This window comes from Psychrobacter sp. 28M-43 (genome assembly GCF_014770435.1).
Taxonomy (GTDB): Bacteria; Pseudomonadota; Gammaproteobacteria; order Pseudomonadales; family Moraxellaceae; genus Psychrobacter.
Window position 1 is genome coordinate 1,177,998 of record NZ_CP061739.1, and the last position, 13,687, is coordinate 1,191,684.

At 42.9% G+C, this 13,687-nt stretch carries 11 protein-coding genes; 8 read left to right on the plus strand and 3 right to left on the minus strand.

What is annotated here, in order from left to right; all coding sequences use genetic code 11:
- Positions 1 to 40 precede the first annotated feature (40 nt).
- The 4 genes from lpxK (at position 41) to IEE84_RS05075 (ending at position 3,727) form a co-directional block, all read left to right on the plus strand.
- Complete coding sequence (gene lpxK / locus IEE84_RS05060) at positions 41 to 1,171, plus strand: tetraacyldisaccharide 4'-kinase (protein ID WP_191115084.1); 1,131 nt, start codon at positions 41 to 43, stop codon at positions 1,169 to 1,171.
- A 49-nt stretch (positions 1,172 to 1,220) separates the two neighbouring features.
- Positions 1,221 to 2,033, plus strand: a complete 813-nt coding sequence (gene kdsB / locus IEE84_RS05065) for a 3-deoxy-manno-octulosonate cytidylyltransferase (protein ID WP_191115085.1) — start codon at positions 1,221 to 1,223, stop codon at positions 2,031 to 2,033.
- 104 nt (positions 2,034 to 2,137) lie between these two features.
- A complete protein-coding gene (locus IEE84_RS05070) occupies positions 2,138 to 3,268 on the plus strand; it encodes a DNA polymerase III subunit delta' (protein ID WP_191115086.1) in 1,131 nt (376 codons plus the stop codon).
- A 111-nt stretch (positions 3,269 to 3,379) separates the two neighbouring features.
- Positions 3,380 to 3,727: a PilZ domain-containing protein gene (locus IEE84_RS05075; RefSeq protein WP_101205408.1), complete on the plus strand. Its 348-nt coding sequence runs from the start codon at positions 3,380 to 3,382 to the stop codon at positions 3,725 to 3,727.
- A 176-nt stretch (positions 3,728 to 3,903) separates the two neighbouring features.
- Here the strand turns inward: IEE84_RS05075 and ppk2 are convergent, their stop codons facing one another.
- Entirely contained in the window at positions 3,904 to 4,983 is a 1,080-nt protein-coding gene (gene ppk2 / locus IEE84_RS05080; protein WP_228724812.1) for a polyphosphate kinase 2, read from the minus strand.
- A 186-nt stretch (positions 4,984 to 5,169) separates the two neighbouring features.
- A complete protein-coding gene (locus IEE84_RS05085) occupies positions 5,170 to 6,699 on the minus strand; it encodes an acetyl-CoA C-acetyltransferase (RefSeq protein WP_191115087.1) in 1,530 nt (509 codons plus the stop codon).
- Positions 6,700 to 7,248: 549 nt separating this feature from the next.
- On the opposite strand from IEE84_RS05085, the gene IEE84_RS05090 reads away from it, so the two are divergent.
- From IEE84_RS05090 to IEE84_RS05105, 4 genes are all read left to right on the plus strand, one after another.
- Positions 7,249 to 8,649, plus strand: coding sequence for a 3-oxoacyl-ACP reductase (locus tag IEE84_RS05090; RefSeq protein WP_191115088.1), 1,401 nt, complete (start codon positions 7,249 to 7,251; stop codon positions 8,647 to 8,649).
- Positions 8,650 to 8,973: 324 nt separating this feature from the next.
- Positions 8,974 to 9,888 carry a MaoC family dehydratase gene (locus IEE84_RS05095; RefSeq protein WP_191115089.1) on the plus strand — a complete coding sequence of 305 codons (915 nt, stop codon included), beginning with the start codon at positions 8,974 to 8,976 and terminating at the stop codon, positions 9,886 to 9,888.
- 58 nt (positions 9,889 to 9,946) lie between these two features.
- Positions 9,947 to 10,519 carry a protein tyrosine phosphatase family protein gene (locus tag IEE84_RS05100; RefSeq protein WP_323969921.1) on the plus strand — a complete coding sequence of 191 codons (573 nt, stop codon included), beginning with the start codon at positions 9,947 to 9,949 and terminating at the stop codon, positions 10,517 to 10,519.
- A 278-nt stretch (positions 10,520 to 10,797) separates the two neighbouring features.
- Positions 10,798 to 12,234, plus strand: coding sequence for a serine hydrolase domain-containing protein (locus tag IEE84_RS05105; RefSeq protein WP_191115090.1), 1,437 nt, complete (start codon positions 10,798 to 10,800; stop codon positions 12,232 to 12,234).
- A gap of 55 nt (positions 12,235 to 12,289) precedes the next feature.
- Here the strand turns inward: IEE84_RS05105 and IEE84_RS05110 are convergent, their stop codons facing one another.
- Positions 12,290 to 13,537, minus strand: coding sequence for a cation:proton antiporter (locus IEE84_RS05110; protein WP_057759457.1), 1,248 nt, complete (start codon positions 13,535 to 13,537; stop codon positions 12,290 to 12,292).
- Between the last annotated feature and the right edge of the window lie 150 nt (positions 13,538 to 13,687).

A 13,687-nucleotide genomic window follows, 5' to 3' on the forward strand; every position in this document is an offset into this window, starting at 1 on the left:
TTATGCAGCCATGAACCAATAAGATAAGCGACATTGATTAATGAGTATTGAGACGACAGTCACCCGCGCATGGCAACGTCAAGCTGTTTGGTTGTGGTTGTTGTTGCCTATCAGTTGGTTATACGGCTTCATTACCTTATTGCGTCGTCAGGCTTATAAGGCTGGGCTATTATCAAGCTATCGAGCACCTATTCCCGTGATGGTCATTGGTAATATTAGTGTGGGCGGTAGTGGTAAGACGCCGTTGATTATCGCTCTGGTCAACTACTTACAAAAAAAAGGCATAAAAGTAGGGGTAATCAGTCGCGGATATGGCGGTGATACGAGTCAAATGCCTGCATTGGTTAGTGCTACCAGCTTACCTCATGTAGTAGGAGATGAGCCGTGTTTGATTGCTCATATGACAGGCGCTACTATGGCAGTGTGCCCCAATCGCCAACAAGCGATTGCTACTCTATTAAAGGCAGAGCCTGATTTGCAATTGATTATTGCAGATGATGGGTTGCAGCATTATGCACTACAGCGTGATATTGAATGGATTGTGGTAGATGCCGCCCGTGGGTTTGGTAACAAGCAGCTATTACCAACAGGTTTTTTGCGTGAGCCGATGTCACGATTAGAGGGTGCAAATGTTGTTTATCATGAAAAGCCAAGTACAGATTTAACTCGGACTTCTAGAAGTGGTAATAAGATACAGTCTACTGATCGTTTGACCATGCATTTGCAAGCTGGTGAGTTACAGCGCCTATGGAATCATACATCGAGCGCAGCTCAACTTAATAGTGTTAAGCCTACTAATAACAGCCGCGTCCATGCTGTCAGTGGTATCGGTTATCCACAGCGGTTTTTTGATACCTTAGAATCTATTGGCTTTGAGGTCATAGGGCATCCTTACCCTGATCACTATGATTTTAGTTTGGCTGAGCTTTTACAATATGGTGATTATCCTATCATCGTAACCAGTAAAGATGCGGTAAAAATCAACGCATTATTGGCAGACTATACAGCGACACAAGCACTCAATGATGAGTATGTAGAACTTGTCAGTAGACTATGGGTATTGCCAGTGACGGCTGTATTATCTGAGAATAGTTACCATAATCTAGATGCACAGCTAAAGGCGCTAGGGGTTCGCATCGACCATGATATAAATACGTCAGCCTCATTATAAACATCAGCCAATATTTTAAATCTCCGTACCACTTTTATAGGAATACGCCATGTCGTTCGCCACCACACCTGCCAAAACCCATATCGTGATTCCTGCACGTTTTCAAAGTACGCGCTTACCTGGTAAGCCATTGCTAGCTATTCATGGTAAACCGATGATACTTTGGGTAGCAGAAAAAGCGCAGACAGCAAGTTTTGCTGATGACATGTGTATAGCAACTGATGATGAGCAAATTGCAAAAGCTTGCACCGATGCAGGCTTTGATGTGGTTGTGACCAGTAGCGAGCATGCTTCAGGTACGGATCGTTTGGCAGAGGTAGCAGCTATCAAAGGTTGGGCTGACCACGATATTGTGGTGAATATGCAAGGCGATGAACCCCTTGTACCGCCATTGCTTTTGGAGCAAGTACAGGCGCTTTTGGTAGCGGATGAGGATAGCGTGATGGCCACACTTTGTGAGCCTATTGATGACTATGATACGTTCCAAAGACCATCGGTAGTAAAAGTAGTCAGCCAATTTGCTAATAACTTACAGCGTGCGCTTTACTTTAGCCGCGCACCGATTCCTTGTGATCGTGATGTTGTATTGGCTGATAATAACCAGATGCAGCCACCAAAGAACGCCTATCGCCATTTGGGTTTATACGCTTATCGTGTCAGTCTATTACAGCAGTTCGTAAACTGGCCACAAACGCCACTTGAGATACTCGAAAGCTTAGAGCAATTACGTGTTTTAGAAAACGGTCAGCATATCGCCATCGCAGAAGCTGCCTGTCAGCTACCAGCTGGCGTCGATACACAAGAAGATTTAGACCGTCTAAACGCGATGAGCTTAGATAACTTTCAAAACCCTACTAAGTAATAGTCTGAGCAAAGTTGCGTGTGATTCTAAGCTTCCTACGACGCTAAAGTATCGTTGTTGTGGCTATACCTGAAATACCTAATCAATGTGACAGAGCCATAACCATGAATAATTTGACAGGAAATATGGACGCACTAGATAACACAGACCGTATATATTTTGCGCCACTACTGCCATGGCAAAAAGTACTGTGGTTACAGTTGACCGAGCGCGTACTTAAGCAGCAGTCCTTGCCGCATGCATTGCTCGCTGCTGGTATGCAAGGTATGGGCAAACGCGCCTTTGTATGGCGATTGGTCGCTTGGCTATTATGCCGTGAGCGTGGTACACACCCACTAGGTGCTTGCGAAGTATGTGAGAGCTGTCAGTGGCTCAAGTCGGGAACTCATCCGAGCTTGCAAGTATTACCACTCGTTAGTATGCCTATCAGTGCCGAAAGCGATGCGCTTCAAGAAAAATCAAGCAGTACAAAAGATAAAAAAGGCGCTAAAGCTACTAGCAATAGCGCACTTAAGATCAAAGTAGATGATATTCGTGCTTTGCAGCCTTTTATTTATCAAGGCGGGCAAGGAATGCGCATCTGTGTATTAGATCACGCTGAAAAAATGACGGTGGCCGCTGCTAATGCGCTGCTTAAAACATTGGAAGAACCGCAAGCGCAGGTGCATCTGTTTTTGATTAGTGATACGCCTGCTCAGCTATTGCCAACGATTAAGAGTCGTGTTCAACAGTTAGCATTACAGACGATTGAGCCGACTGTTGCTGTCGATTATGTGACGCAGGCGCTAGGTCACACGATTAACCGCGAAGCCGTCGGTACCGCTGCGATTGAACAGTTGATACAATTGGCCAATGGTGCGCCGTTAGCTGCTATAGCTTTGGCACAAGCACCATGGTATAGCAAGCGCAGCCTATGGCTGACCACGTGGCAGGCATTACGTAGTGGTAAACGTAGTGGTGTGGCGGCAAGTGATTATTGGCAAGGTCAGCTTAATATTAAAGAGTTTATACAGCTGTCTGAGCTGATGCTCCTTGAGATACGCCGTGTCTGTTTGGGCCTTGTTGAACTACAAAAGGATGTCAATCTATCAACAGTATTGGCGACTTATCAGCCTACTGATAGCGGGTTAGAGGCATTTGCCAATAGCGTGCAGCAGACCAAAATCGCACTACAACAAAATGTGCAAGAAAAATTTGCCTATGATAAGCTAATGCAAGAGTTAGCAAGCTTATAGAGCCTTGCTTGAGCATTTAATTAGTGTTCGAAAATTTGCAATTGTTTTTAACTATATACTATCAATTATTTATATAAACATACTAAACCCAGTTGATGAAGGAAGCTGACTATGGCAATGCCAGGACGTGGCGGGATTTTAACCTGTCATTACGAAAGTATCGAAATGTTATATGCCAGCTATTTATCTTTTGTCAGTAATGGCGCTTTGTTTGTACCATCTGATAAACCTCAGCAATTGGGTGATGAAGTGTTTATTGCTATCACCCTACCTAACTCTAGTGAACGCCTACCAATGAATGGTAAGGTGGTTTGGATTAACTCTAAGAGTCAAGGCAGTCGCCCAGCAGGGTTTGCTGTGCAAATTGGTAGTGACGTCTCTGGTCAAAGAATCAAGAATGAAGTTGAGCGTTTGCTAGCTGGAAAAATCGATAGCTTGCAATCGACTTATACTATGTAGTATCTATTAATAACTAGGTAATAACTAAGTAGTATCTAGAAATCACACCTGTATCTTTAATAAGTTCGGCTGTGGTTTTTAACTTATAAATATAAAAAAAGCAGCCTTATTATTTAGTAAGGCTGCTTTTTTAGATCAAGTTTCTTTAAATTTTTATAGTAGTAGGCGCTAGTCGCTTAATAACGAGGCGGCACATACATATCATCGGGAATAGGTTCGCGGTAGTACTCATCATCGCGTTTGCGATTGGGTAACTCAATTTCGTCACGAGGCACTTCTTTGTAAGGGATTTGGTCGAGCAAATGGGCAATACAGTTCAGCCTAGCACGTTTTTTATTATTGCCTTCGACGACCCACCAGGGTGCTTCAGGAATGTGAGTGCGCTCAAACATGGTTTCTTTTGCTTTGGTGTAATCTTCCCAGCGTCGGCGCGACTGTAGGTCCATTGGTGAGAGTTTCCACTGCTTGAGCGGATCATATATTCGGCTCATAAATCGTGCATGTTGCTCATCATCAGTGATAGAAAACCAGTATTTTACTAAGCGAATGCCTGAGCGTACGAGCATACGCTCAAACTCTGGTACTGATTGAAAAAACTCTTCATATTGCGCGTCAGTACAAAACCCCATGACACGCTCAACACCTCCGCGGTTGTACCAACTACGGTCAAACAATACGATTTCGCCTGCTGCAGGCAAGTGGGCCACGTAACGTTGGAAGTACCACTGCGTTTGCTCGCGCTCAGTGGGAGCCGGCAGGGCAGCTACCCTGCACACGCGTGGGTTTAATCGTTGGGTAATGCGTTTAATGGCGCCACCTTTACCAGCAGAATCCCGCCCTTCAAAAATAACGACGATACGCTCACCGCGATCAACTACCCAATCTTGTAGTTTTATCAGTTCTCGCTGTAGTCGTACCAACTCTTGAAAGTAGGTGCGTCGATCCAGTTTTTCTTGCTCGCTCATCTCACGTCCGTTAAAACGAAAGTCACGTGCATAGTCATCTATTTCATTTTCTAGTTCTTCATCATATGTATCGATTAAGTCTTGGTGCATTTTTCGACGTAAATCATCATCAAGAATGTCTTTTTCGATGCGTTCAGTAAGAATGGCTTGTTCCTGATGGTACCGATCTAAATCCTCCTCAGTCGTTAGAGATTGAAAATCAGCGGTTGCAAGCGGTTCTGTCATCACCAGTTTTTCAGAGCCAAAAATGACTTGCCTCATTTTTCTTAATAAAATTTTTGTCTTACCCATAAATATTACCTTTGTTTTGCGTATCGGCTTTTTTAAGAGGCTACTATCTAGGTCGTTTCTATCATAGCAAAGTACAGACAATAAAAAATGCCCTTTAAATAAATTAAAGGGCATTTTTTTATTGATAGATATGTACTGATTAAAATAATAAGTCAGCGTATCTTTTTCACTTAAAAGTGACCAAGCTTATTTTTCTAGGATACAAGTCACGCCTTGACCACCTGCTGCGCAAATAGAAATAAGTGCGCGGCCTGAACCTTTTTGATCCAATAATTTAGCAGCAGTAGCTAAAATACGGCCACCAGTTGCTGCAAATGGATGACCTGCCGCTAGTGATGAACCGTTTACGTTTAATTTGCTACGATCGATAGAACCTAATGGTGCATCTAAGCCTAAGCGCTCTTCACAGAATTTCTCATCTTCCCAAGCAGCTAAGGTTGATAGTACTTGTGAAGCAAAGGCTTCATGAATCTCATAAAAGTCAAAGTCTTGTAGAGTCAGACCAGCGCGCTCAAGCATACGTGGTACCGCATAAGCTGGTGCCATTAGTAAGCCTTCTGTGGTGCCCGATTTACCAATAAAGTCTACCGCTGCAGTTTCTTGATGGACGATATAAGCAAGTGGTTTTAGGCCGTGCTCTTTTGCCCACTCATCAGTACCTAGTAGTACACAAGAAGCACCGTCAGTAAGCGGCGTAGAGTTAGCAGCAGTCATCGTTGGATTGGCGTTTTTTCTACCAAATACTGGCTTTAATTTACCCAGTTTTTCTAATGTAGTATCTGGACGCAAGTTGTTATCACGAGTCAGGCCTTTATATGGCGTGATCAAGTCGTCAAAGAAACCTTCGTCATAAGCGCGTGCTAGGTTTTGATGGCTGCTAAATGCAAGTTCATCCTGTGCTTCACGGCTGATATTCCATTCAAGCGTGGTAATCGCTTGATGATCGCCCATTGATAGGCCAGTACGTGGCTCACCATTTTGCGGTGAATCGATTAAGTCTTTTGGATTTAGACCCATTAGTGCTTTTAGACGTTGTTTGTTGTCTTTTGCTGCACCAAGTTTGATCAGTACTTTGCGCAAGCCATCGCCGACAGCGATAGGAGCGTCAGAAGTAGTATCTACACCGCCAGTAATCGCCGAATCAATCAGACCAAGTGCAATCTTGTTAGCAGAAGCAAAGGTCGCTTGTAAGCCAGTACCGCAAGCTTGCGAGATATCATAAGTTGGCGTATGTGGGTTTAGCGCGGTATTCAATGTGGCTTCACGAGTAAGGTTGATATCACGGCTAAGTTTCATGACTGCGCCAGATACCACTTCACCTACGGTTTCGCCTTGCAGGTTATAACGCTCAACCAAGCCGTCCAATGCAGCGGTTAACATGTCTGTGTTGCTAACATCAGCGTATGATCCATTTGAGCGCGCGAATGGAATACGGTTACCACCTAAAATAGCAACACGATTCAGATTCGAAGCTGGTTTGGTTTCGCTGGCTTTTTTAGCTGGAGCAGGTTTTTTAGCAGTAGTGGTTTCTACTTTTTCATCGACCGCTTTTTTGCTAGTAGTTTCTTTAGCACTAGTGTCTTTAGCGCTAGTGTCTTTAGTCAAGGCGTTTTCTGCAGCGTCTTCTTTTTTTGCTGTATCTGATTTTGTATCCGTTGCTTTAACAACTGTACTTTCAACAACAGGGCTATCTGGATGATTGTTTTTATTACTCATAATATTATCCTTAAAAAGTATGGGTAGAAGTAAAAAGTGATAGGTAACAATAAAAAATAGTTAAGTTATTTTATACAAGCAAATATTATCATTTATTACGCAATACAGCTGTTTATCATAAGGCGTTTTTTATTCACTTAATGTATCTCTTTAGCAAACTATGTGACGCTTGTATGAGGTCGGTAGTAGATTCATGACCATGACGCATCGCTCTAATAGACTGGCTAGTAGGAAATATTAGCATTGCATAACAGTACGTTTGATAATATATTGTTATCAATAATTAAGTATGCCATAACCTATAGGTCAGATTTTAACATGTTATAGTGGCGCTTAACGCTGCTAAAAACGACTGGCTTGTATACTGACTTGTTTACAGATTGTTGTAGACATTATCTGTTTTTGGACTTGTTTATAAGGGAAGTGTATAGTTAGGCTAGTTTTGAGGCGATTTACTAAATTTAAATAATTACGATGTCAATGTCTCTATATAATAGATTCATTGCATTTTTTATTATTATACGAATCATTAATTATAAGGATTATATTATGTCAGACCGTTACGGTGATTTTGTTCAATCTTCTATTGGCAAAAAAGTAGCAAAAAATTTAGGTTTGCCGATGCCAACGACGCTTGATCGTTTCGAAAGTGGCGAGCGTTTGGTACGTGGTAGCGTATTGGTTGGCCGTGCTACTGGTGATGACAAGAGTATCAGTGAGTCTGTTGCCCGTATCCTGTCAGACGTCCATGCCGAAGTATATGTAAACAGCAGTGATGACATCAAAGACGCACTTGCTGATGCAGGCGTAGAGGCAAAAGCCAACACGGGCGGCGATGATCAATTCAAAGTACTGCTTTTTGATGCCAGCAATATCAGCAATGCTGAACAGCTAAAAGAGCTTTACGAGTTTTTCCATACAGTTGCACGCCGCGTAGAAAAATCAGGCCGTGTGGTTGTGGTTGGTCGTACGCCAGAGAACTTCACTGATATTGAATCTGCAATGGCTCAACGCTCGCTTGAGGGTTTTGTGAAGTCAGTGGGTAAAGAGTTTAAGCGCGGTATCACAGCGCAGCTGATTTATGTTGAAGAAGGCGCAGAGCAAAACCTAGATTCAACCTTACGCTTTTTTACGTCAGCTCGTTCAGCTTATGTATCAGGACAAGTAGTACGTGTCAGCAAAGGCAGTTCAGTCGATGTTGACTGGAACCAGCCGTTGGGCGGCAAAACTATGCTAGTGACTGGCGCAAGTCGCGGTATTGGCGAAGCTATCGCTCGTGTATTGGCTCGTGAAGGGGCGCATGTTATCTGTCTAGATGTACCGCAGCAGCAAGCTGACTTACAAAAAGTTGCTAGCGAAATCAGCGGCTCTGCTTTGACGGTAGATATCACTAGTGAAGACGCTGGTGCAGAAATCGCTGACGCTGCCCAGAAACGTGGTGGCCTAGATTCAATCATCCATAATGCTGGCGTGACTCGTGATAAGACGTTGGCTAAGATGGATGAGAAAAAGTGGAACATGGTCATTGATATCAACTTAGGCAGTATCGCTAGATTGAATCGCTACTTGTTGGACAATGACGTACTGAAAGAAAACGCACGTATTGTATGTGTGTCATCAATTTCAGGTATCGCTGGCAACATGGGTCAGACCAACTATGCTACTTCTAAAGCAGGTGTAATTGGTTTGGTTAACGCAACTGCCAAGCAATTAGAAGACAATGCTAAAGGCATGACGATCAATGCAGTCGCTCCTGGTTTCATCGAAACCCAAATGACAGAAGCCATTCCATTTGCTATTCGTGAAGCTGGTCGCCGCATGAACTCAATGAGCCAAGGCGGCCTGCCAGTAGATGTGGCTGAGACTATCGCATGGTTCGCGTCACCTGCGTCTGGCGGTCTAAATGGCAACACGGTTCGCGTCTGTGGTCAAAGCTTACTTGGTGCATAATGTTGATTAATTGATAAGTATATGTGAGAAACAAGGTACAGATAGAGAAAGTAGTTGTATCATATGAGCTATTATTTCTCGTTTGTATCACATATGCTTACGAAATAATCTCTGATAAAGTGTAATAAAGCTGCCCAAGGGTGGCTTTTTTATGATAAAAACACAAGAACCAATAGCCAAACTATTTTTTGCTGTTAAAGATACTCATGAGGTTGATTAAAGTTAATGCTTATTAGATGATTTAATAGTAGGCTTTAGTCAATGACTGCAGATTGTCTTTATATATGTTAAAGAACTTGTTCAAGCCACACTTAGGATGTACTTATGTCAGACAAACATTATGATGCGTTGCCAAAAGCGCACACCACTTACGCCAATATTGTCAAAAGCTTATTGCCTATCGGTAATGGTGGCAAGGTTAGTAGAGACCAGTTGCCACAATCTACTTACTTTGTAGATGACTTGCATATCGATCAAGAAAACCTAGATGACTATCGCAAAATTTGCGGTTTTGCTGATGATGGCAAAGTGCCAGCGACTTACTTCTCGGTATTGTCACAGACGCTACAAATGAACATGATGGTCAAAGAGCCATTCCCATTTGCCATGTTAGGTCTTGTTCACGTTGATAATAGCGTTACCCAGTATCGCCCGATTGGAGAACGTGAAACGGTAGCAATGTCGGTCACTTTTGACAACCTGCGCGATCATGCCCAAGGTCAGCAGTTTGACTTCGTAACTATCGTAAAGTCAGAAGATGAAGTCATCTGGGAAGGTACGTCGACTTATTTATCACGTAGCAAAAAACCTAGCAGTAAAGATAAGAAGAGCGCGCCGCGTCCGGTAATGGTCAAGCCTGAAGTAAACGAAGCAGGTGTTCATAGCATTTTTGAAGTGCCAGAAGATATCGGTCGTCGTTATGCCTTTGTATCGGGCGACTTTAACTTGATTCATTTGCATCCGCTATCAGCACGTGCGTTTGGTTTCCCTAAAGCGATTGCGCACGGTATGTGGTCAAAAGCTAAGTGCCTTGCTCTAATGGGTGACTTGCCTGACGCTTATACGATTGACGTCTCATTTAAGCTGCCTATCTTTTTGCCAGCTGAAGTAGAGTTGATTGCTGAGCCAGTAGCCCAGCTCAAAAAAGTAGATGATACTTGTGAGTTTGGATTATATAGCTCTAAAAACAATAAACCGCATTTGGCGGGTGTTGTAACCTTAAAGAGTGACAGCAAGTAGAATAAGCATCTTAAAGCTTCTATTTTAACAGCCATATTTAACGTACATATTTATTATTATGACTTCACAAAACATGCCTTCAGAAGAAAACGCGATAGACGTAGATCAATCAAATAGCTCGATAGCAACCGATACGGTCGCTGCTAACGATAGCGGCGCTAACATTCATATTAGTGCCGATAATGGCATTGATTTGACTGATATCTTTGAGCCTTATTTTCGTCCAGATGCAAACACTATCGTGTGCGGTGCATTAGACGACGAAAAAGTTGCGGCTTTAGCGAAAGCAGGCGTCGAGCTGGTCATCAACTTGCAGCCTGATGGCGAGTTAAGCTTTGATGAGGCATCGGCGGTTGAGCAGGCAGGTATGTACTACGAACAGCTGCCTATCAGCGGTGCTAAAGAGCTAAAGCAGCTTAAAATATTGGCATTTGACAATGTGCTACGTCAACATCATGGCAAAAAAGTCGCTATGCATTGTGGGTCGGGCAATAGAGTAGGCGCTGCAATAGCGCTGCGGGCAGGATGGTTGCGTGGACGTAAGATGGATACGGCTATGGAACGTGGTCGCAGTCATGGTTTGACCAAGCTTGAACAAGAAGTTCATAATCGTTTGCTAGTACCGCGTTAACTAGATTTGTGGCATTGAATATTATTGCTGTCTTAGACGTGATCAGACTCTAAAAATATCATCGAAATAAATAATAAAAAAGGCGACCAATGGGTGGCCTTTTTTATTGGCTCATAATTCATTTATACTGGTTCGAATATTTTATATAGTCAAAGAACTACTTGTGTAATCTGTAATCAGCTAGCTTGTATGCGTTTTAAACTTCTTTGACTATAGCTTACGTCTTACTATCATCTTAAAAACAGAATAATTCATATCACTGGAGCAAGGTAATAATAATGGATCATAATACAGAAAATTCTAATACATCTATAAACGCTGACTTTCAAAAAAAATTACGGCAATTATTGACAGATTTGCAGCTTGATGATGCACCTGCTGGCGGGGCTGTGGCCGTGTATCAAGCAGGTCAGTGCATTGCGCAAGCCAGTACAGGTATGGCGCGTCCTGATATGTCGTGGCAGCCCAATACGTTGGCGATTAATTTTTCTACTGGTAAAGGGGTATTGGCAACATTGGTTCATGTGCTGGTTTCGCAGCAGCTGCTTGAATATGACAAACCTATTGCCCATTATTGGCCAGAATTTGCTGCAAACGGCAAAGACCAAATTACGTTGCGACAAGTCATGTCACATCAGGCCGATTTGTTTTCGATTCAAAGTATCGATGTCGATAGTGAGACGGTACTCGATTGGAATACGATGCTGCGCCACATTGCAGCGATGCCCATTACTTCTCCCGAAAATGCTACTAAGTATGACAGCGCTTATAGTGCATTGATCTATGGCTGGGTATTGGGCGGCGTAGTAGAGGTGGTTACTCATTTGTCGCTAGCCGAAGCACTGCGCCAGTATCTAACGGAGCCTCTGGGTATTGCCGACAGCTGCTATTTTGGTGTGCCAGATAGTAAAGTAGATCAGGTGGCAAAATTGGCCAAAGATTTTGAAGAAACAGAGGATACAAGCTCTCAATTAAAATCGAGACGTCAAAAACCAACCTTAAAAGTAGACTCTCAAGAGACTTTACGTACTTATGCAAGCTTACCTAGTTATCACTGCTGGCAGCAGAAAATGATAAATGATAAGCGTGCAGCTGAGACGCAAAATAGCCTTGATGACAGCCTTGATGAAAATCTAGATAGCTCTGATATTGATAACGCACAGCCTGTATTAAATACTGCGCGTATCAATAGCTTATATTTTAATACCAGTCAGCTCAATCTAAAAAACTATAAGGCGGCGCTGATACCTGCTGGCAAACATGTCCTTGATTATCATAAGCGCCAAACATTACAGGCGGTCATTCCAGCGGCAAATGGTGTCGCTTCCGCTAAAGCACTGGCAACGATCTATGCAATGCTCGCTAATGGCGGTATATGGCAAGGAAAGGCACTGATTGATAGTGCTACTTTTGAGCAGTTATCTACTCCGCAGGTTAAGGGTTTAGATGCGGTTATGCCAGCAGCTATGAAATGGCGATTGGGCTATCATAGATTATTTAACTTGTATGCTAACAACGATGATACGGATAAGAGAAAGAGTCCTGCTTTATCAGGATTTGGGCATATGGGATATAACGGATCGGTTGCTTGGTGCGACCCTGAGCGCCAATTGTCATTTGCTTTTATTCATAATTTTGATACCACCATGCTCAATGACGTTCGTCAGTTTGCGCTGACAGAAGCCGTCTTGAGCTGGGTAGAAGAGATACTTTAATAATGCCAACTTCAATCGCGAATTGATTCTGTTTCAAATATAAGCAGCATTAATTTTAATGCTGCTTATTTGGTGTCATTTTAAGCAATCTTGATGCGCTGAGACCATGGATAAAGATAGAAGTCAAAATGACAATTGAACAGACAATCCACAATTTAAGCGCATCTTCATCCGCGAAAAATCCTTGATTGAGCGCATAAGACAGATAATATAAAGTACCGATACCGCGAATACCCAAAGCCGATATCGCGTATTTCTCGGTATGAGGTAAGTTCAATCCTGATAAGGCAATAAATCCACCAATCGGTCGTATAAGTAGTAGGAAGGTAAAGCTGACGATATAGACACGCCATGTCAACTCGACACCTGCCTGCAACCCTTGACCAAGGAACATACCAAAGATAACCAGCACCAATGACATCAATAAGCCTTCTGATTGCTCAGCGAAATCATGCAGTTTTTGATGATAGGTATGCTCACACTCCGAGCGACGAAACGCAAATGCAGCCACAAATACAGCGATAAAGCCATAACTGTGTACATACTCTGCAAGTCCATAGGCTAGTAGCGTCAACGCAATAACCACATAGCCTTGCGAGATAGTAGTCTCACGGGTATGTTTAGAAAACACGACTTTGGCCAATATTTTACCAACCAATACACCTACTACTACGCCTGCGCCAATCTTCCATAAGACATCATGAGTAAACCACGACCATAGCATCTCGTAAGTAAAGGCTTTGCCTTCACTGAACGCTTCTGCGATCTTAATCGCTAGATACACAAATGGAAAGGCCAGACCATCGTTTAATCCTGCCTCTGACGTTAAAGTAAAACGCGGAGTGTCTTCTCCTCCTGTATTGGGAGGTCCCACCTGAATGCTCGAAGCTAACACTGGATCAGTAGGCGCTAACACTGCACCTAACAAAATAGCTGCACCAAGGCTTAAACCAAACGCGTAATACCCCAAGACTGCCATCGCAAAAATACCAATAGGCATGGTAATAAGTAGCAGTCTTACAGTTGGTCGCCACAATCGCCAAGACAACTCTGTATCGATTTTAATGCCAGCACCAACCAATGAGACCAGTACAACAATCTCAGTCAGTTTTTCGATGAGTAAACCGTTATCAAGTGGGTCTAAAAAGGACAAAGACGTCCACCAGTAGCCCATCATCAGACCGAAGCTGACTTGGAGCATCGGTAAAGAGATAGAGGTGCGCTTAAAAATAACAGGAAACAAGGCCCCTAGTAAAAAGGCAATCCCGCAGATTAATAAGAATAAGTTATATTTTTCAATCATAAGGTTTACGCACGTCGTTATGTTTTAAGGGTCAATTTTAAGAGAGTAATTTTAGAAATTGATGATAATTCACAGCAATAGTTGATAGTCAGTCACTGATACCCTTTATCATGACGCCAAAATAAAATAATTACCGCAAAAAATAGTTAT